This window comes from Brevibacterium sp. UCMA 11752 (genome assembly GCF_021532235.1).
GTDB classification, from domain to species: domain Bacteria; phylum Actinomycetota; class Actinomycetes; order Actinomycetales; family Brevibacteriaceae; genus Brevibacterium; species Brevibacterium antiquum.
In genome coordinates, this window is sequence record NZ_JACBOS010000003.1 from 766664 (window position 1) to 785969 (window position 19306).

General features: G+C 65.1%; 16 protein-coding genes and 1 tRNA gene. 14 read left to right on the plus strand and 3 right to left on the minus strand.

The window, feature by feature from the left end; translation table 11 throughout:
• Positions 1 to 41: 41 nt before the first annotated feature.
• Together HU144_RS03460 and HU144_RS03465 are read right to left on the minus strand one after the other, a co-directional pair.
• On the minus strand, positions 42 to 1127 hold the full coding sequence (locus tag HU144_RS03460) for an NAD(P)-dependent alcohol dehydrogenase (RefSeq protein WP_235350156.1): 1086 nt from the start codon (positions 1125 to 1127) through the stop codon (positions 42 to 44).
• Positions 1128 to 1292: 165 nt separating this feature from the next.
• Positions 1293 to 3068, minus strand: a complete 1776-nt coding sequence (locus HU144_RS03465; protein ID WP_235350157.1) for a bifunctional 3'-5' exonuclease/DNA polymerase — start codon at positions 3066 to 3068, stop codon at positions 1293 to 1295.
• 157 nt (positions 3069 to 3225) lie between these two features.
• Here HU144_RS03465 and HU144_RS19110 point away from each other — a divergent pair, with 157 nt between their 5' ends.
• The 7 genes from HU144_RS19110 to fni all read left to right on the plus strand — a co-directional run bounded on the left by HU144_RS19110 (position 3226) and on the right by fni (position 8998).
• Positions 3226 to 3357: a hypothetical protein gene (locus HU144_RS19110; RefSeq protein ID WP_268825795.1), complete on the plus strand. Its 132-nt coding sequence runs from the start codon at positions 3226 to 3228 to the stop codon at positions 3355 to 3357.
• Between the two features lie 122 nt (positions 3358 to 3479).
• Positions 3480 to 3863: a Cd(II)/Pb(II)-sensing metalloregulatory transcriptional regulator CmtR gene (cmtR, locus tag HU144_RS03470; protein ID WP_235350158.1), complete on the plus strand. Its 384-nt coding sequence runs from the start codon at positions 3480 to 3482 to the stop codon at positions 3861 to 3863.
• Positions 3860 to 4549, plus strand: a complete 690-nt coding sequence (locus HU144_RS03475; RefSeq protein WP_235350159.1) for a cation transporter — start codon at positions 3860 to 3862, stop codon at positions 4547 to 4549. Before cmtR ends, HU144_RS03475 begins: the two co-directional genes overlap by 4 nt.
• 304 nt (positions 4550 to 4853) lie before the next feature.
• On the plus strand, positions 4854 to 5846 hold the full coding sequence (mvk, locus tag HU144_RS03480; RefSeq protein WP_235350160.1) for a mevalonate kinase: 993 nt from the start codon (positions 4854 to 4856) through the stop codon (positions 5844 to 5846).
• The gene (gene mvaD, locus HU144_RS03485) at positions 5843 to 6835 is read left to right on the plus strand and encodes a diphosphomevalonate decarboxylase (protein ID WP_235350161.1); all 993 of its coding nucleotides are present in this window, start codon (positions 5843 to 5845) and stop codon (positions 6833 to 6835) included. The genes mvk and mvaD overlap by 4 nt, the downstream gene beginning before the upstream one ends.
• Positions 6832 to 7923: a phosphomevalonate kinase gene (locus tag HU144_RS03490; protein ID WP_235350162.1), complete on the plus strand. Its 1092-nt coding sequence runs from the start codon at positions 6832 to 6834 to the stop codon at positions 7921 to 7923. The genes mvaD and HU144_RS03490 overlap by 4 nt, the downstream gene beginning before the upstream one ends.
• On the plus strand, positions 7913 to 8998 hold the full coding sequence (fni, locus tag HU144_RS03495) for a type 2 isopentenyl-diphosphate Delta-isomerase (protein ID WP_235350163.1): 1086 nt from the start codon (positions 7913 to 7915) through the stop codon (positions 8996 to 8998). The genes HU144_RS03490 and fni overlap by 11 nt, the downstream gene beginning before the upstream one ends.
• A gap of 105 nt (positions 8999 to 9103) precedes the next feature.
• Here fni and HU144_RS03500 read toward each other — a convergent pair.
• Positions 9104 to 9187, minus strand: a tRNA-Leu gene (locus HU144_RS03500).
• A 398-nt stretch (positions 9188 to 9585) separates the two neighbouring features.
• On the opposite strand from HU144_RS03500, the gene HU144_RS03505 reads away from it, so the two are divergent.
• The 7 genes from HU144_RS03505 (at position 9586) to pknB (ending at position 19302) form a co-directional block, all read left to right on the plus strand.
• Entirely contained in the window at positions 9586 to 10428 is an 843-nt protein-coding gene (locus tag HU144_RS03505; protein ID WP_204235377.1) for an FhaA domain-containing protein, read from the plus strand.
• Positions 10425 to 10943 carry an FHA domain-containing protein FhaB/FipA gene (locus HU144_RS19355; RefSeq protein ID WP_235350164.1) on the plus strand — a complete coding sequence of 173 codons (519 nt, stop codon included), beginning with the start codon at positions 10425 to 10427 and terminating at the stop codon, positions 10941 to 10943. The genes HU144_RS03505 and HU144_RS19355 overlap by 4 nt, the downstream gene beginning before the upstream one ends.
• Positions 10940 to 12394, plus strand: a complete 1455-nt coding sequence (locus HU144_RS03515) for a PP2C family protein-serine/threonine phosphatase (RefSeq protein ID WP_235350165.1) — start codon at positions 10940 to 10942, stop codon at positions 12392 to 12394. Before HU144_RS19355 ends, HU144_RS03515 begins: the two co-directional genes overlap by 4 nt.
• The gene (locus HU144_RS03520; RefSeq protein ID WP_235350166.1) at positions 12394 to 13980 is read left to right on the plus strand and encodes an FtsW/RodA/SpoVE family cell cycle protein; all 1587 of its coding nucleotides are present in this window, start codon (positions 12394 to 12396) and stop codon (positions 13978 to 13980) included. The genes HU144_RS03515 and HU144_RS03520 overlap by 1 nt, the downstream gene beginning before the upstream one ends.
• Positions 13977 to 15446, plus strand: coding sequence for a peptidoglycan D,D-transpeptidase FtsI family protein (locus HU144_RS03525; protein WP_235350167.1), 1470 nt, complete (start codon positions 13977 to 13979; stop codon positions 15444 to 15446). Before HU144_RS03520 ends, HU144_RS03525 begins: the two co-directional genes overlap by 4 nt.
• 20 nt (positions 15447 to 15466) lie before the next feature.
• Positions 15467 to 17290 (plus strand): protein kinase domain-containing protein, encoded by a 1824-nt coding sequence (locus HU144_RS03530; RefSeq protein WP_235350168.1) that lies wholly within the window; start codon positions 15467 to 15469, stop codon positions 17288 to 17290.
• A gap of 83 nt (positions 17291 to 17373) precedes the next feature.
• Positions 17374 to 19302, plus strand: a complete 1929-nt coding sequence (gene pknB, locus HU144_RS03535) for a Stk1 family PASTA domain-containing Ser/Thr kinase (protein ID WP_235350169.1) — start codon at positions 17374 to 17376, stop codon at positions 19300 to 19302.
• Positions 19303 to 19306: the final 4 nt, after the last annotated feature.

The following is a 19306-nucleotide window of genomic DNA, read 5'->3' on the forward strand; positions in this document are numbered from 1 at the left end:
CTCGCTGAACAATCAGCGAAACGGCCCCTTGATCTCACCAATCAGGCGAGCGCGGTCACCTCGGCGCCCTCGAATGTGGCGGTGTCGATGACGGCACGGAAGTAGACGTCGCCGACGACGACGCGGTCATAGGTCGCGTCCGCCTCGTCGATGCTCACGGTCTCGATCTTTGCCGCGATGTCGTGCTTCGCGCAGAAGTCGAGCATCTCCTGGGTCTCGGCGATGCCGCCGATCATCGATCCGGCCAGCACCTTGGCGCCGCCGATCACGGAGGCGAAGGACAGCTGCTGCTTCTCCGGAGGCATTCCGACGACGGTCATGACTCCTCGGGCCTTGAGCAGACTCAGGTACTTGTCGACGGGAATGTCCGCGCTGATCGTATTGAGGATGAGGTCGAATTCTCCGCGATGCCTGCTGAAGAAGTCTTCCTCTGTCGTCGCGAGCATCTGCTTCGCGCCGAGCTCGAGCGCCGCCTTCTCCTTATTCAGGGTGCGGGAGAGGACGGTGACGTCCGCGCCCATGGCGACGGCGATCTGGACGCCCATGTGGCCGAGTCCGCCGAGTCCCAGAATGGCGACCTTCTTCGGTGCTCCGTCCTTGCTCTCACCTGCGCCCCAGCGGTTGAGCGGCGCATAGGTGGTGATGCCGGCGCAGAGCAGCGGGGCCGCGACGTCGAAGTCGAGAGCGTCGGGGATACGGCAGACGAAGCGCTCGTTGACGACGACCTTCTCGGCGTAGCCGCCCTGGGTGATGGTGTCGTCGACGTCGGTGGAGTTGTAGGTCCCGACCTGGCCGTTGAGGCAGTTCTGCTCCTGCCCTGCCCGGCATTCCTCACACTCTCCGCACGAGTTGACCATGCAGCCCACGCCTACGCGATCGCCGACCTTCCAGTCGGTGACATCGGAGCCGACGGCCTCGACGACGCCGGCGATCTCGTGGCCGACGGTCAGGGGGAAGTGCGCCTCGCCCCATTCGTTGCGGATGGTGTGGATGTCGCTGTGGCAGATTCCGGCGGCCTTGATATCGATGACCACGTCATCGGCCCGGGGGTCGCGGCGTTCGATGTTCGCGACCTGGAACGGCTGGTCGGGGCCTGTCTTCTGCAGTGCCTTGACGGTGAAGGTCATGGAAACTCCTCTGTGCTGTGACGACTCCGAATGTTCTGGCGGCTCCGTGACGGGACCGCCGATACCCTACATGCAGCACCACTTATCTGTCGCTTATTCCGGGCTCTTCCGTGATCTCTGCAACAGACGCACCTTCTGTATCGGCCTGCGCCCCTTCGCCAACCCCTAGCCCTTGGCGGCCCGCTCGGAGATCGTGAGATCGAGAGGAAAGTCGACCGGTGCATTGCCGAACAGGAGCTTCCCCGCCGAGGCGGCCGCTTCCCTTATCGCCTCGGCAGCGGCTTCGGCCTGCTGGGCCGGGGCATGCACGATGACCTCATCATGGAGGAAGAACACCAGGTGAGCCCGTCGTGAGAACACCGGTCCCGAGGCAGTTCCAGGGCTGCGGTCATCGACGGTCGGCAGCCGTGACAGCCGCAGTCTCAGGTCGGCCAGCCAGGCCAGTGCCCATTCAGCGGCGGTTCCCTGGACGACGAAGTTGCGGGTGAAGCGTCCCTGGTCACCGGCGGCGCGCCGGGCCCGGTTCTCGTCCTGTGAGGTGGCGTCGAACTGGTTCGCCGCCGACTGGACTCGGCGCCATCCAACGCCGGGCACCGGTGACGTCCTGCCCAACCACGTGGACACGACCCCTCCACGTGAACCCTCCTCGGCGGCGGAATCGACCAAGCCCATGGCGGCGGGAAAGCTCGTGCGCAGGCGGGGCACGAGTCTGCCGCTGTCACCGGTCGTGGCACCGTACATGGCGCCGAGCACGGCGATCTTCGCCTCCTGTCGGGTGCCGACGATTCCTTCGTCGACGAGGCCGGAGTACAGGTCACGACCACGACCGGCCTCGGCCATTGCTGCGTCCCCGGACATGGCGGCGAGCGCCCGTGGCTCCAGCTGGGCGACATCGGCCGAGATCAGCCGCCAGCCGGGGTCCGCGCGCAGGGCCGGTCGCAGCTGACGAGGAATCTGGAGAGCACCGCCGCCGCTGGCTGCCCAGCGACCGGTGACGACTCCTCCGGGCACGTAGACGGGACGGTACCGGCCCTCGGAGACCCATTCGTCGAGCCAATGCCAACCGTTGGCAGTCAGCAGACGTGACTGCTTCTTGTACTGCAGCAAGGGCGCGATGGCGGGGTGTTCGCTCTGCTCGAGCTCCCATTTCGACGTCGAGGCGACATTGATTCCGGCGGCATGCAGGGAGTGGAGGAGTTTGACGTGGGAGTCGAGATTGGCCCGCGGGTCGTCGAGGGCGGCCCGGACCTCCTCGGCGACGGCGAGCATCTTCGCGGGCTTCGCATCCCGCGCCGGTCGGGGACCCAGTTCCTCAGCGAGGATCCGGTCGTGTTCGGCGACGTCCCAGGGCACCCCGGCCGCCTGCATTTCCGCGGCCACGAGCCCACCGGCGGACTCCGCGGCGAGCAGCAGACGCAGCCGGCCGGGATCGGAGGCAGTCTGCAAGGCGGTGGACTGACGGGAGAATTCGGCGAGCGCAGACTCGATGTCGTGCGGGACCGTCTTGATGTGGCTGCGTCGTTCGGTGACTTCGAAGAGCGCCTCCGCCTCGGGCGCGGTCGGTGCACTCACGGGGCCCGCGTCCCACTCCTGCGCAGCCACGACGGCACCGTGATCCGTGACGAGTTCCGAGCGCATGAGTATCGCGTGGGTCAGCCGCAGGTCATAGCAGCGTTCGATCTCCACCCCGGCGGCCAACAGGGCGGGGTACCAATTCGGAGTGTCGCTGAAGACCCACCGCGGCCGGCTCTGTGCTTCTCGGCTTCGCACGAATTCCGGCAGCTCATCCGCGCCGAGGTGGTGGCTGCCGATCCGCTGCCTGGCATCGTCGAGGTCGACGACGGCGATCATCGAACCCATGCCCCGAACGCCGCCAAGAGCGCGATCGGGCGCACGGCCGATCACACACCACGCAGCGGGGGCGGAATCGGGTGAGGTCATGGAACCAAACTACTGCCTGTGCAGGACAGAGTGAGATCTGGCCCGGAAATGTCGTGTTCTGCGCTGTCCGAAGCCGGTGAAATCCGTTGTCATGCCGCAATTCTCGCGATAATCTTCACGTACGTGTCGAATCGGCGCGATCTCGGTCGTCTCAATGATGAGCGACCGAAACGCGGCCGCTCATGAGGAGGCCCAGCGGGCCTATCGCCGCGCCATCGAGCTGACCACCGACCCCGCCGAACGCGCCTATCTCGAGACCCGGTCACTCGAGCCCAGATCAGGAAGGTGACCCGGTCACGTGAGGCCCGGTCACTCGAGGCTCGATCAGGAAGGTGATCCGGCAGGCCGACACAGCCGACACATATGTGCAGCCCTGTCGGTATAGGTCAGCGCATACTGTATGGTCAGTATATGCTGACCATTGCTTCTCGCGTCGACGTGATGAACCGTCTGGGTCGAGCCATGGCCGATTCAACCCGCTCGCGAATCCTGCTCTCACTGTTGGACACTCCCGGATATCCTGCGCAGCTCGCGCGCGATCTGGATCTGACCAGGACGAACGTCTCAAATCATCTCGCCTGCCTGCGCGGATGCGGAATAGTTGTGGCCGAGGCGCAGGGGCGACAGACCAGATACGAGATCGCGGATCCCCACATCAGTTCGGCCCTCAACAGTCTGCTCGACGTCACTCTCGCAGTCGACGAGAGCGCCCCCTGCCTCAACCCCTCCTGCACCGTGCCCGGCTGCTGCGATCGCGAACCTGCCGACGACCGTGTCAGTGGGGCCAAGGCATGAGCAACACGGCCGTTCCCACAGCTCCACCGCGCGGACAGGTTCTGCGTCGACGCATCAGGATCGTCGTGGCCATCACCATCACGTGGAATGTCATCGAGGCCGTTGTGGCTCTCATCGCAGGTGGGGCAGCCTCGTCGGCGGCTCTCATCGGGTTCGGGCTCGACTCGATCGTCGAAGTCCTCTCTGCGGCAGCCGTGGCATGGCAATTCGCAGCGCCCGACCCCGAGCGGAGGGAGAAGACGGCCCTGCGCGTGATCGCGGTATCCTTCTTCGCCCTGGCAATCTACGTCAGCGTCGATGCGATCGCCTCCCTGACTGGTTGGCGAGATCCAGAGCATTCCACCGTCGGCATCGTCATCGCCGCGCTGAGCCTTCTCGTCATGCCGTTCCTCAGCTGGTTCGAACGTCGCACAGGTCGCGAACTCGGGTCCGCCTCGGCGATCGCAGATTCCAAACAGACCCTGATCTGCACGTATCTCTCTGCCGCTCTGCTCGCAGGATTGCTGCTCAACAGCATCCTCGGGTGGGCATGGGCGGACTCCCTCGCTGCTCTCGTGATCGCCGTCTTCGCCATCAGAGAGGGCATCGAGGCGTGGCGCGGGGATGCCTGCTGCGCCGCACCAGTGTCTGTACTCACCGGCGAGCACGAGGCCGACGGCTGTGCTGGCGATCGCTGTCAGGATTGACCTCGGCAGATTGTGTTCCCAGGACTCAGGGCGACATCTCACTTCACCGACAGCCCCACCCTGGTCAGCGAGCAAAGCACCTATCTGTCGGCCCCCTTGCTGATCGGGCTGGTGCTCAGCAGTCTGCTCGGACAGGCATAGGCGGATTCCGTCGCCGGTCTCGTCTCCGTGCCCTCGCCCGGCAGCAGAACCGGATTACGGCATAGGATGGAACCACCATGACCGAAACACAGAACCATGCCCCTAGCATGAGGCCATCAGCGATCAGCCTCGTCCGCGACGACACCCACTGACTTCGCGCCGCATGCACAATTCCTCTCCAACCGAACCGAGCGCCACTGCCAATACGCGAGGCGCTGGGCCGGGAAATCCCGCACAGGGCTGCGCCCATGCGAAGGCGATACTCTTCGGCGAACACGCCGTGGTCTACGGAGCCCCTGCACTCGCCGTCCCTCTTCACGGACTCGGGGCACAGGCCGACATCCGCCTCACCCCAGGACGGGAGACGCGCATCGACAGCCAACTGTTCTCCGGCACTGCCCAAGCAGCACCACCTCAGATGGGGCCAGTGGTCGCCGGACTGTGCGCGGCCCTCGAGGCCACAGGTGATGAGACCGCCGAGGTCCAGGTCGGCATTCGCAGTGCGATTCCCCACAGTCGCGGCCTCGGATCGAGCGCCGCAGTTGCCACCGCGATCGCACGGGCAGTGGCTGATCTCCGTGGGAAGGTCCTCGACCGTGACGCTCTCCACGCCGTCGTGGCGAGAGCGGAATCTGTTGCGCACGGTCGCCCCAGCGGAATCGACGCATGGGCCGTCGCAACTCAGGTTCCCATCAGGTTCCAAAGCGGTCGGGCCACAGGGATCGACGTCGGCAGGCGACTGATCTTCGTGGTCGCAGACTCCGGCCAGCAAGGCTCCACCGCCGAGGCGGTCACCGCGGTTCGCGAACTTCGCGCCGCACAGCCGAAGATCGTTGAGACCGCGATCTCCCACCTCTCGGAACTCACGGAGCACGCGGTCGATGACGTTCGGTCCGGCGACCTCGCCACGCTGGGGTCGCGAATGCTCGACGCACACAGGTTGCTGTCAGGTATCGGAGTCAGCAGCCCGGCCCTCGATGCGCTCGTCGAGGCGGCCCTTGGAGCCGGAGCGCACGGCGCCAAACTCACCGGAGGCGGCCTTGGTGGCTGCGTCCTCGGTCTCGCCGACTCGGACGAACAGGCCGAACGCTTGGCGCTCGCGCTTCGCACCGCCGGAGCACCGCGCACCTGGACAACGGAGGTATCCACGACATGAGAACCACAACCGCCCGCGCCTATCCGAACATCGCCCTCATCAAATACTGGGGCAAGCGCGACGAGTCCCGCATTCTCCCGGCGGCGGGCAGCCTGTCGATGACGCTCGACGCCTTCGAAACGACGACCACGGTCGTGCCGAATCCTGACGAGGATGCCGACAGCTTGGAACTCGACGGCCAACCCGCCGACGAGGAGCAGACACGACGCACTACCGCGTTTCTCGACCACGTCCGTTCCCTCGCAGGCTCCGAGCAGCCGGTGATCGTTCGCTCGCGCAACTCTGTGCCCACGGGAGCTGGCCTCGCTTCATCTGCATCCGGGTTCGCCGCCCTTGCGACTGCGGCCGCTGCTGCCTTCGAGCTCGACCTCGACACCCGCGCTCTCAGCCGGCTCGCCCGGCTCGGCTCGGGCTCGGCCTGCCGCTCCGTCGTGCCCGGGGTGGCCGTGTGGCACGCGGGTGATGATCAGGCTTCGTACGCCGAGCCCGTCGACGCTCCGGATATGCGGATGGTGGTCGTCACCGTTGACCGGGGTCGAAAACCGGTGTCGAGTCGGGCAGCCATGCGCCTGACCGCCGCCACCTCTCCCTTCTACGATGCTTGGGTGAGTTCGACCGAAGACAGCCTGGCGGCAATGATCGAGGCCTGTCGAGAAGGCGATTTCACGAGAATCGGTGAGATCACGGAGTCGCACGCGCTGAGAATGCATGCTCTCATCCAATCGACGACTCCGCCCATCCGGTTCCTCCGGCCTCAGAGCGTGGCCATCTTCGACGCGGTCGAGAAATTGCGCGAGAACGGACTTGAGGCCTACTCCACAGCAGATGCTGGGCCCAATGTCGTCGTCCTCGTACGACCCGAGAACGCCGAGGCCGTGGCAGAGGCCCTCGACGGGCTCGGTGAGATCCGAATCGTCGGCCCCGGCCCCGGAGCTCATCTGCTGCCCGAGGGTTCCGAAGTGCCCGCAGCGACAGAGGGGATCTCATGATCGAGACTCGTGCACCAGGCAAGCTCTTCGTCGCAGGCGAATACGCCGTCGTCGAACCCGGCCAACCGGCCGTGCTCGTCGCCGTGGATCGGTATATCACCGTCCGGCTCACCGAAAGCCGAGATGCCGGCCGCATCCACTCCAGCGAATACGGTCAGACCCCGCTGGTCTGGTTCCGCGAGGCAGACAGTCAGAGCATCGTGCTCGACCACCGGCCCTCAGACTATGTGCTCGCTGCGATCTCGGTCGTCGAAGAGCTCCGGGCAGAGATGGGGACACCGCCACGGTACTTCGACCTCGACATCTCCAGCGAGCTCGACGATGCCAGCGGACGGAAATTCGGTCTCGGCTCTTCGGCCGCGGTCACGACTGCCACGATCGCCGCCCTCGACGAGTTCTACACATTGGGCCTGACTCGGACCGAACGCTATAAGCTCGCTCTTCTGGCCACGATCGCCATCTCTCCCAACGCCTCGGGCGGGGATCTCGCGGCGAGCGCCTTCGGAGGCTGGATCCGCTACTCCTCACCCGACCGCACGGCCCTGAATCTCCACCGCGAAGTCCACGGAGTCGCCTCGGCGCTGCACTGCAGCGAATGGCTTGGGTCAGGGGTCACCCGCATCAGCCCACCCGAATCCCTGCATCTGCTTGTCGGCTGGACCGGTTCCCCGGCCTCGACAGACCATCTCGTCAAACGCGTGCACACCCCGGGCAGGGAGAAGGCGCGCCCCTTCGAGTCGTTCACCGACGAGAGCCGGCTCGGGGTCAATGCACTCGTCGCCGCCTTCGATGACGATGATGCGATCGGCGCCCTCGACCGCATCAGACAGGCACGCCGACTGCTGCAGCGACTCGGCGAGTCCTCCGGCAGCCAGATCGAGACCGAACAGCTGGCCGCGCTGTGCGATATCGCCGAAACCTACGGTGCCGCGGCCAAACCCTCAGGCGCCGGCGGAGGAGACTGCGGCATCGCCCTCTCCGACGCCGAACTGCCCACGATCGACATCCTCCGCGAGTGGGAGCGCCACGGCATCCGCCGGCTCAGCCTGACCCCGCACCGACCCGAAGGCAGCATCGATGACTTCTGAGAGCCCCCAGGCCCGTTCCGCCCGCGCGACACGCAAGGACGATCACGTCCGGCTGGCCTCCGAGCAGCAGTCCGAAGCGCCGCGGCGCACCGATTTCGACGATCTCGAGTTCATCCACCATGCCCTCGGCGGTACGAACCCGGAACGGGTCGACCTCAGCGTCCGCCTCGGCGAGTGGACCTGGCCGACGCCCTTCTATGTCAATGGCATGACCGGAGGCACCGACACGACGGCGGCGATCAACCGCAACCTTGCGATCGCGGCCGCCGAGACCGGGCTGCCGATGGCCTGCGGTTCGATGAGCGTGGCTCTCGACGATTCGGACGCGGCGAAGGGCTTCACGATCATCCGCGAGGAGAACCCGAACGGCTTCGTCATGGCCAACCTCGGTGCTGGTCGCAGCGCCGAGGATGCCCGCCGTGCCGTCGACCTGCTGCAGGCCGACGCCCTTCAGATCCATATCAACCCGGTGCAGGAGACCGCGATGTCCGAGGGCACCCGCGACTTCTCCGAATGGGCACACGGGCTCGAACAGATCGTCGCATCCTGCCCCGTGCCGGTCATCGTCAAGGAGGTCGGATTCGGGCTCAGCCGTCGCACGCTGGAGCTGCTGGCCTCGATCGACGTGCGCTTCGCCGATGTCAGCGGTGCCGGCGGCACGGACTTCCTCCGTATCGAGAACGACCGCGCCGGCGCCGAGGACTTCTCGATGCTCACCGGATTCGGCCAATCCGCCCTGGCCTGCCTGCTCGATTCCCCCGTCCAGGGGCCCGTGCTCCTCGCCTCCGGCGGGGTGCGCAACCCCTATGACGTCGTCAAGGCCCTTGCCTGCGGTGCGCGGGCCGTCGGGGTTGCCGGCACGTTCCTGCAGGCCGTGCTCGATGGAGGCGCGGACCGTCTCGTTGACGTGGTGAACACGTGGCAGTCTCAGACCAGGGCGCTATTCGCCCTGCTCGGAGCCGAGACGGCAGAAGACCTCACCCGCACAGACCTGCTCACACGGGGCCGCCTCGGCGAATTCTGCCGTCTGCGCGGAATCAACGTCGAGGAACTGTCCCGACGCTCGGGAAGCTGACCCGAGGCTCGGGGAGCTGAGGCCCAGGCCTCCAAACGTTTCCACACACGAAACAGCCCTCCACCTCGGCCCCGAAGGGTCCCGGTGAAGGGCTGTTGTTCACTGTGCGCGAGGGGGGACTTGAACCCCCACGACCTTGCGATCACTGGCACCTGAAGCCAGCGCGTCTACCAATTCCGCCACTCGCGCGAACAAGAGAAAACTCTAGCATCGCGGACCCGAAGAATGAAACCGAGGACAGCGGAAACGCCCGAAACGTGTCGACGTTCACATTCACTGCCCGTCGGTCTCGCGTCTGAGGTGACGCACGCCTCATCTCCCATGACATCGGCGCTCGTCAGAGGCTCAAGGAGTACTCAGCGACAACCCCTAAGCTGGACGACCGCCGGGAATCTGAGCAGACCTCGGCCCCGAAATACCCAGTGACGTGAGTTGAGAGCTTCACCGCGTTAGGATTGGGTGTTGGTGTCTCCATCTCGGTGTCCTTTTCCGAGCGTGGACTCACCTAGACAGACTCGCTCGGACGCACAGTCCGGGCTGGTGGCGAAACGTTCGTCACGCGCACGACACCTGGATGAGGAGGTGCCATGGGGATTCTCGATCGTTTCGAGAAGGGATTGGAGAATGTCGTCAACGGCGCCTTCGCCAAAGCGTTCCGCTCACAGGTGGAACCGGTCGAACTGGCCGGCTCACTGCGACGCGAGGCCGATAACAAGGCCGCAGTCGTCTCGCGCGGACGGACACTGACCGCCAACCACTACAGCATTGAGCTCTCACCCACAGACTTCGACCGGCTCTCGGGCCTCGAGAACGAACTCCGCTCGGACCTGCGACAGGTGATCGGTGATCACGCGGTCGAGCAGGCCTACAGCTTCGTCGGTCCCGTCTCCGTCGAATTCGTCGAAGCAGAAGACCTCGACACCGGAATGTACCGTGTCGTCTCAAGCACCCAGCGTCCCGACGGATCGCCCGCAGCCCAACCGGCCAACCGCGGCGGCTACGACCCCGTGTCCCGCTCACACAACATCGTGGGTGAAGGACAGGCCAACTCCGGTTCCCGTCCGGTCCCGCCCAGGCGCACCCCGGAGCCCACACCAGCGCCAGTGCGCCAGGCCGCACCGTCCAGGTCGCGCACGATCGATGCGAGCGTGACCATCCACGGCCAGGACTACGCACTGCACCAGGGCACGAACGTCTTCGGACGGTCCTCATCCAGCTCCGACTACGTCATCGACGACCCCGGCGTCTCCCGCCGACACTTCGAGATCACCGTCGAGCGCGATCACGCGGTCGCCAACGACCTCGGATCGACCAACGGAACACTTCTGCGCGGCCGCAAGCTCACCTCGGCGAACCTCTCCGACGGTGATGTCCTCATGGCCGGAGATGCAGAGGTGCGCTACCACGAGATCGAACAGGACGCCCAGTGAGCGAATTCACCGTCACCGTCTTCCGGTTCGCCTTCTTCATCATCCTCTGGCTCTTCGTCCTCGGAGTGGCCGGTGTCCTCAGGCGCGACATCTTCGGTGCCAAAAAGGCCCCCAGGAAGTCTCGCCGAGGTGGCAGGGCCTCCCGTAACGCAGCTCCGAGTCCGGCACCGAGCAGACCAGCACCGGCCCCCGCGCCGACGCCTGCTCCCGCGAGGTCTCACGCGCATCCGGGATCTGTCCGCGTCACCGGTGGGCCCTTGACCGGGACCTTGATCACTCTCTCCGGGGCGCCGGTGACCTTCGGGCGTGCACCGGACAACTCGATCGTCATCAATGACGATTTCGCCTCCAGCCATCATGCGCGAATCGTGGCCGCCAACGGCTCCTGGGTCCTTGAGGACCTGGGCTCGACGAACGGGACGATCGTCGACGGCTCGCCTATGCATTCGCCCATCAGTCTGCGGATCGGCACCCAGATCACCATCGGCCATACGACGCTGGAGACCCAATCGTGACGACCGACGGTACGATCACCCTCCGTTCAGCAGCCCGGTCTCACACCGGGCTGGTGCGTAAGAACAACCAGGATTCCGGCTATGCGGGTCCGAACTTCTTACTCATCGCTGACGGAATGGGCGGTCACGCAGGCGGAGACGTCGCCTCGGCGATCACCGTCTCCCGCCTCGCCGACCTCGATCGCGAACCCAGCGGCGAAGACGCTCTGGAGATCCTGCGCACCTCGATCCTCGAGGCCAATGACCGCATCTGCCGCGGTGTCGCCGAACAGCCCGAGCTCGCCGGCATGGGCACCACGGTCACCGCTCTGCTGAGGGCACCGGGCAACCGGTTCGCACTCGCCCACATCGGCGACTCCCGCGGCTACGTGCTGCGCGACGGGGAACTTCAGACCGTCACCCACGACCACACCTTCGTCCAGATGCTCGTCGACGAAGGCCGCATCACCGCTGACGAGGCGGAGACCCACCCGCAGCGATCGGTCGTCATGAAGGTCCTCGGCGACGTCGGAGCCTCCCCCGATCTCGACCTCACCCTGCGCGAAGCCCACGTCGGCGACCGCTGGATGCTGTGTTCGGACGGGCTGACCGGCTTCGCGGACATCGATGACATCGCCCGCATCCTCGCCGAGGTCTCCGATCCCGACGAATGCTGCCGTCAGCTCATCGACCTGGCCCTGGCAGGGGGCGGTGCCGACAACGTCACCGTCGTCATCGGCGACGTGCTCGAGGGCACCGTCGACACCGTGCACGGCAGCTCCGTCGGTTCCGTCCACCTCAACCCGAAGTACGCCACGATCGGCATGAACCCCGACGTCGACGAAGCCACCACGGAGACACAGCCCCACTACGGCCACGGGGACACCCCCACCGACACCGTTCCCCTGCAGGCGGTGTCCGACTCCGATAAGCAGGAGCCCACCGCCGAGGTGGTCCCCCCTTCCCAGCGCACCGACACGGAGACGTCCGACAGGGACGAACCCACCGAGGAGGATGACCTCGACGCTGACGACGACGAGGTCGAAAAGCGGTCCTACCTGGGTTGGATCATCGCTGCCATCGTCATCCTCGCGATCGCCGTAGGCGGATTCTTCGCCTACAACTACATGAACAACCACTACTACCTGACGAATCTCGACGGGAAAGTCACCCTCTACCGGGGGCTCGACACCACCTTGGGACCCATCGAACTCAGCCAGCTCGAGGACACCACCGACATCGAGGTCGGCACCCTCAACAGCTTTTCGCAGGATCGTCTGCGCGGCTCCATCCAGGCTGACTCCCGCGACGAGGCCGATCGCATCATCGAGAACCTGCGTCAGGAAGCCGACAAGTCCGGCACTGTCTCGGGCAACGCCGAAGACGCCGCGAGCCCCAGCGATCCCGCACCGTCACCACCGAGTTCCCAAGCGGTCGATCCCAGTGATGCCATCACTGAGGAGTCACAGTAATGTCCGCGAACCCCAACCAAGGCGCGCGGCCACGGCCTTATCGCTTGGCTGAACTCGGCCTCCTCATCCTCGCAATCGCCGTATCCACGAGCGCCTATGCCCTCGTGGGACTCGGCACCGAGGACACGATCCCCGCCAATGTCTACCAGTACGCGGCGTGGTTGGCCGCGCTCGGCCTCATCATCCACATCGTCGTGTGGTGGAAGGCCAAGTACGCCGACCCTGTCCTCATCCCGATCGCGGTCCTGCTCAACGGACTGGGCCTGGCGATGATCTACCGGGTCGACCTGGGCCGCGACGAATACCAGAACAGCGGTGTCACCCAGCTGATCTGGATGACCCTGGGCGTCGCTCTGGCCGTCGGCATCATCATCTTCTTGGGTGACCACAGGTGGCTGCGCCGCTACACCTTCCTCTCGGGGTTCGCTGCGCTGATCTTCCTCATGCTCCCGCTGATTCCCGGCCTGGGCAAGACGGTCAACGGTGCGCGCATCTGGATCGGCGTTGGTCCGATGTCCTTCCAGCCCGGTGAGATCGCGAAGATCCTGCTGGCCATCTTCTTCGCCGGCTACCTCGTGTCCTATCGGGACCAGTTGGTTCTGGCCGGCCCGAAGATCCTCGGCATCCGCTTCCCGCGCCTGCGTGACTTCGGTCCCATCATCATCGCTTGGGTGGCCAGCGTCGGCATCCTCGTATTCGAGAGGGACCTGGGCACCTCGCTGCTGTTCTTCGGCCTGTTCGTCGCCATGCTCTATGTTGCGACGAGCAAGGTCTCCTGGATCATCCTCGGACTCGGCTTCTTCGCTGCCGGCGCGGTCGCAGCGACCTTCCTCTTCTCCCACGTCGGGCAGCGTGTCGACGGTTGGCTCAATGCACTCACTGCCGAGGAGTACAACAAAACCCCTGGTGGTTCGTACCAGCTGGTCCAAGGTCTGTTCGGCATGTCCAACGGCGGGCTGACCGGAACCGGACTCGGTGAGGGCCGACCCAATATGGTCCCCTATGCCGAATCCGACTTCATCTACGCCAGCCTCGGCGAAGAACTGGGCATGGCGGGACTCTTCGTCATCCTGCTCTGCTACCTGTTCATCTTCCAGCGCGGCATCAAGACCGCTCAGCAGCTGCGCGACGGTTTCGGCACCCTGCTGGCCACAGGCCTGAGCTTCACGATCGCCCTGCAGGTCTTCGTCGTCGTCGGCGGCGTCACCCGCCTCATTCCGCTCACGGGTCTGACCACGCCGTTCCTCGCTCAAGGCGGGTCGTCTCTGATTGCGAACTGGATGATCATCGCGCTGCTCCTGCGCATCTCCGACAATGCCAGGCGACCGGTGGAGGAGTTCCACACCGGTGTCCTCAAGATCACGGAGGATCCCGACGACGCCACCGCCTCGGCGCGGGCGGCCGGGAATCGCAACGACACGAGACGTGTCGAGGGAGCACGCGAGCACGCGGCCGGCGGTCTCGCCACGGATCGCGCCACCAGCGACGATGCGCCGACGACCAACCTCGGCGCCGCCGATCTCGAGACAGACCGGCCAGATGAGGACCCAACGACGAATCTGGGCACTACCGGAGGTGAACGATGAAGAAGCCACTGAAGCACATCAGCATCGTCGGGTTCGTCATGTTCGCGCTCCTATTCAGCTCCACCAGCTGGGTTCAGTTCGTCACCGCCGACTCGCTGAACAACAATGCGCTCAACAACCGGAAGGTCCTCGACCAGCTGGCTCGCGACCGGGGTCCGATCCTCGTCGACGGCAAGAAGATCGCCTATTCCGAACCAGTCGACGACAAATACAAGTTCCAGCGCAAGTACGGCTCGGAGGGCCTCGACCCCCGTGCCTACGCCTCCATGACCGGGTACTACTCCATCGTCTCGGGAGCTTCAGGCATGGAGCGTGCCTCCGGCGAGTACCTCTCCGGGGACTCCGATGCTCTGTTCTACGACAAGGTCGGCAGCCTGGTCACAGGCGAGCAGCCCCGCGGTGCGGCCGTGGAGCTGAGCATCGACCCGAAGGTGCAGAAGGCAGCCTGGGACGGACTGGGCAACCAGAACGGTGCAGCGGTCGCACTCGATCCGAAGACCGGCAAGATCCTCGCCATGGCCTCGACACCTGGCTGGGACCCCAACCCCATCGCCAGTCATGACCCCTCGACGGCGCAGTCCGCCTTCGAGACTCTCAACAACGCTGAGGACAAGCCTGCCTATAACCGCGCCATCGGCGGCAACCTGTACCCACCGGGCTCGACGTTCAAGGTCCTCGTGGCTGCGGCCGCGCTGGAATCAGGCGATTACAAGCCGGATTCGACACTGAACGGTCCGGCTGAGCTCGACCTGCCCCAGACCACCTCCACGATCGGCAACTCCCATCCTGGTGCCTGCCGCAACGGCGGAAGCCCGACCCTGGCCGATTCGCTCGCAGAGTCCTGCAACACCTCATTCGCCTCACTCGGAATGGATCTGGGCGAGGATGCGATCAAGGAACAGGCGGAGAAGTTCGGATTCGGCCAGAAGATGGAGATTCCGCTCAACGTCAGTGCGTCCACGTTCCCGGAGGACCTCAACCCACCCCAGTTGGCTCAGTCCTCACTGGGGCAGTACGAGGTCAGGTCCACGCCGATGCAGATGGCGATGATGACGGCGGGAATCGCCAACGGCGGCAAAATGATGAAGCCGCAGCTCGTCGACCGGGTTCTGAACGCGAACACCCTCGAACCCATCAAAGAGATGCGCCCTGCGCAGATGTCGCGGCCCGTTTCGGGTAAGACCGCCGATCAGCTGACCACGATGATGGAAGGCGTGGTCGAGGACGGAACCGCCTCGGTGGCCAAGATGAACGGCACGAAGGTCGCCGCGAAGACCGGTACCGCACAGCACGGACCCGGTGCGGCCCCGCACGCGTGGTTCATATCATTCGCCCCAGCCGATGATCCGAAGATCGCAGTAGCGGTCGTCGTGGAGAACGGCGGAAACGCGGGCAACGAAGCTTATGGAGCGACGGTCGCAGGACCGATCGCCAAGGACATGATGGAAGCGGTGGTCGAAAAATGAGACCCGTCGAAGGAACCCTGTTGGGAAACCGATACAAGCTCACCTCTCGCATCGCCGTGGGCGGTATGGGTGAGGTCTGGAAGGGCGTCGACTCCGTGCTCGGCCGTGAGATTGCGGCGAAGATCCTCAAGGACGAATACCTCTCGGATACGACCTTCCTCGCGCGGTTCCGCGCCGAAGCGCAGAACATGGGGCGCGCATCGGATCCTGGAATCGCCGGTGTCTTCGACTACGGCGACGAGCAGGGATCCCCTTATCTCGTCATGGAGTACGTGCCAGGTGAAGCACTGTCGGCGATCATCGAGCGCAGCGCACCCCTGTCGGAGACGGACACTCTGAGCATCGTCTCGCAGTCCGCGCAGGCGCTGGGAGCGGCCCACAAGGTCGGAGTCATCCACCGCGACATCAAACCCGGCAACATCCTCATGACCCCGGACTTCAGGGTCAAGATCACGGACTTCGGCATCGCCCGCGTCACCGACCAGGCCCCGCTGACGAAGACCGGCCAGGTGATGGGCACAGCCCAGTACCTGGCACCGGAGCAGGCCACAGGCAAGGGTTCGGGGTCCGGCTCCGACCTCTACGCTCTGGGCATCATCGCCTATGAGGCATTGGCCGGGCAGCGTCCGTTCACCGGTGACTCGCAGGTCGCGATCGCCATCGCCCAGGTCAATCAGCAGCATCCGCCCCTGCCGGACACGGTGTCCGAACCTTTGCGCCGCTTCGTCGACTGCCTGCTTGAGAAGAAGCCCGAACGCAGGCCTTCGGATGCCATGGCGGTGTCCCGGGCCGCCGATGCGCTGGCCGCAGGCGATGTCGCAGGTGCCGAAGAGATTCTGCCGCAGATGCGACTGGGCAGCGCCGCCTCCGATGCACTGACCCAGGTCTTCAACAGCCCCGAACCCGTGCCGACGACAAAGGCGATGCCGGTCACGGCGTCCAACGAGGAGACTCGTGTCTACCCGGGTGCAGCTGCCGCAGGTGCTGCTGGTGCTGGTGCGGCCGGTGCAGCAGGCGCCGGTGCTGCGAACGGCAGCGAACTCGATCCGGAGAACGCAGAGGACAGGGAACTCGACGAGAAGCAGTCGAAGAAGGGCCGCGCCCTCATCTGGATCCTCGCGATCGTCGCACTCATCGCCGTCGGTTCGCTGCTGTGGTTCTTCCTTGGAGGAGGCAACGCCGAGCCCGAGCCGGACCCCAGCACCAGCGCCCCCACGACTTCGCAGGCAGCGAAGACGATCGAAATCGACAAGAGCGATTACATCGGACTGACCGAATCCTCGGCGACTCAGAACCTCGAACGGCAGGGGCTGGAAGCCGAGACCCAGACCATCGAGTCCTCCCGCGCAGCGGGCACGGTCGCCGATGTGGGTGAGGGCGAGAACGGCTACACCTTCGAAGAGGGCGACACCCTTACGCTCTACATCTCCTCTGGCCCGGCCGAAGAGCCGGTGGAGACGGAGGAACCTGAACCTTCGAGCACTCCCACACCGTCAGAGACCAGCGGCGACGATGGTTCGGGCTCGAGCAGCAACGACGACGGGGGCTCTTCGAGCAACGACACCGGCACTGCCGATGCCGACAACGGTTCGAGCAGCGATCCGAATGGTTCGGACCAGGACAGTGGCAACCAGAATGGTTCGGACCAGGACAGTGGCAACCAGAACGGTTCGGACCAGGACAGCGGCAACCAGAACGGCGGGCAGAACGGCAATGACAACAGCGGTTCGAACTCGAACAGCGAGTCCAACAGCTCCGACGACGACGGCGGAAACTCGTCCGGAGGCGGCACCAACGACGATCCCAGTGCCGGCACAGACTTGGACGAGTCGATCTTTGGCTGACACCATGCGCTGAGAAGACGAGTAATCTACTTGACATGCGGAGTACTTTCCCACGACGTGGGTGAACCAAGCGGAGGACCAGAATGAATGAACCCAAGGTGCTGTCGGGGCGGTACGAAGTTCGTGCGCTCCTCGGCCGTGGGGGCATGGCAGAAGTGCACGAGGGCGTCGACAACCGGCTCGGCCGGCGCGTCGCGATCAAGCTTCTGCGGTCCGATCTCGCTCGTGATCCTTCGTTCCACACCCGTCTCAAGCGTGAGGCGCAGTCCGCGGCAGGACTGAACCATCCGGGCATCGTCGCTGTCTACGACTCGGGCGAAGAGGACTTCGTGGAGACCGGAGGCTCCAGCGTCTCCGTGCCCTTCATCGTCATGGAGTACGTCGAAGGCCAGACCCTGCGCGAGGTCCTCAACGAACACGGCACCCTGACCATCGACGAGGCGCTCAACGTCGTCGCCGGTGTGCTCGCCCCACTCGAGTACTCCCACCGCAACGGAATCGTCCACCGCGATATCAAGCCCGCCAACGTCATGCTCACCCCCGAGGGTGACATCAAGGTCATGGACTTCGGCATCGCCCGCGCGCTCAAGGACAACAGCGGGCTGACCCAGACACAGTCGGTCGTGGGCACCGCCCAGTACCTGTCCCCCGAGCAGGCCCGTGGTGAGGTCGTCGACGCACGTTCCGACCTGTATTCGACGGCCTGCCTGCTCTATGAACTCCTCGTCGGTCGGCCCCCGTTCGTCGGGGATTCGCAGCTGGCGGTCGCCTACCAGCACGTGGGCGAGACGCCGAAGCCGCCGAGCTTCTACAATTCGAATGTTCCCCCTGAGGTCGATCGCCTCCTCATGCATTCGCTGCTGAAGGACCGTGACGAGCGCTACCAGGACGCCTACATCTTCCGTGAGGATGTCCTCGCGGCCCGTGACGGCCGTCCCCTGAGCTTCGACGACGACATGGATCGCACCCAGGCGTTCCCGATGGCAGGGGCCATGATGGGTCCCCCGCAGTATGCTCAGGATGCCGAGGCGGAACCTGAGACGGGTGCCGTGTCGACGATCATGGCCAAGCAGGATGAACCACCGCCGCCGAGGCGTTCGCGCGCCTGGATCTGGATCGGCAGCATCTTCGTGCTGTTGGCTCTGGCCGCCATCGCTCTGTGGGTCTACGAGATCAACAAACCACCGGACATCATCCAGGTCGAGGTCACGGACGTGGCCAATATGGATGCCGATGAGGCCGAGTCCGCCCTCATCCAACAAGGCCTGAGAGTCGACAGAGACGAGTCGTACAGCGAGGACGTCGACGAGGGCAAAGCCATCAAGACCGATCCCGCCGGCGGCCAGCGAGTGGAGGAGGACAGCGTCGTGAAGCTGGTCATCTCCTCCGGCCCCGAAAGCGTCAAGGTCCCCGATGTCTCCGGCAAATCCGAGGAAAGCGCCCGCAAGATCCTCAATGACGCCAAGCTCCAGGCAGGCACGCACATCTCCCAGAACTCTCCGGATGTGGAGAAGGGTGTCGTCATCGAGACGAAGCCCGGCGCCAGCTCCGAGGTGGATGTGGACTCGAACGTCGACCTCGTCGTGTCCTCGGGAATGGTCGAGGTCCCGGATATGACGGGCAAGTCCGCGAAGGAAGCGTGCGAGATCCTCGAGGGCGACGACTACCAGCTGGGGTGCAAGACCGAAGAGGTCGAGACCGCAGACGAACCGGCGAAGAAGGTCTTCGAACAGTCATCGGCTGGCGGCAGCGAGGTCAAGCAGGGCACGGAGATCACGGTCAAGGTGGCCAAGAAGCCGCCCGAGGAGCCATCGTCGCCGAGCATTCCGTCCATACCCGGCGGGGTCCCCACGTCGCCGTCTGACGACGGCGGCAGCGACGACAGCGGCGATGACACCGGCGGCGAGAAGGACAAAGACAAGGACAGTGACTCGGACGCCGAGGCCATCGGCGGAGGCGGAGGCAACTGGTTCGACGGCTACTCCGACACAGGCGCCGACGGCAACCGCTGAGTGA

What these genes read in the sequence shown, in the direction of transcription:
- HU144_RS03475 (WP_235350159.1), top strand. Translation starts at nt 3,860, where the DNA reads ATGAGCAACACGGCCGTTCCCACAGCTCCACCGCGCGGACAGGTTCTG.
- mvk (WP_235350160.1), top strand. Translation starts at nt 4,854, where the DNA reads ATGCACAATTCCTCTCCAACCGAACCGAGCGCCACTGCCAATACGCGA.
- cmtR (WP_235350158.1), top strand. Translation starts at nt 3,480, where the DNA reads ATGCTGACCATTGCTTCTCGCGTCGACGTGATGAACCGTCTGGGTCGA.
- HU144_RS03505 (WP_204235377.1), top strand. Translation starts at nt 9,586, where the DNA reads ATGGGGATTCTCGATCGTTTCGAGAAGGGATTGGAGAATGTCGTCAAC.
- HU144_RS03465 (WP_235350157.1), bottom strand. Translation starts at nt 3,068, where the DNA reads ATGACCTCACCCGATTCCGCCCCCGCTGCGTGGTGTGTGATCGGCCGT.
- pknB (WP_235350169.1), top strand. Translation starts at nt 17,374, where the DNA reads ATGAATGAACCCAAGGTGCTGTCGGGGCGGTACGAAGTTCGTGCGCTC.
- mvaD (WP_235350161.1), top strand. Translation starts at nt 5,843, where the DNA reads ATGAGAACCACAACCGCCCGCGCCTATCCGAACATCGCCCTCATCAAA.
- HU144_RS03490 (WP_235350162.1), top strand. Translation starts at nt 6,832, where the DNA reads ATGATCGAGACTCGTGCACCAGGCAAGCTCTTCGTCGCAGGCGAATAC.
- fni (WP_235350163.1), top strand. Translation starts at nt 7,913, where the DNA reads ATGACTTCTGAGAGCCCCCAGGCCCGTTCCGCCCGCGCGACACGCAAG.
- HU144_RS03525 (WP_235350167.1), top strand. Translation starts at nt 13,977, where the DNA reads ATGAAGAAGCCACTGAAGCACATCAGCATCGTCGGGTTCGTCATGTTC.
- HU144_RS03460 (WP_235350156.1), bottom strand. Translation starts at nt 1,127, where the DNA reads ATGACCTTCACCGTCAAGGCACTGCAGAAGACAGGCCCCGACCAGCCG.
- HU144_RS03520 (WP_235350166.1), top strand. Translation starts at nt 12,394, where the DNA reads ATGTCCGCGAACCCCAACCAAGGCGCGCGGCCACGGCCTTATCGCTTG.
- HU144_RS19110 (WP_268825795.1), top strand. Translation starts at nt 3,226, where the DNA reads ATGAGCGACCGAAACGCGGCCGCTCATGAGGAGGCCCAGCGGGCCTAT.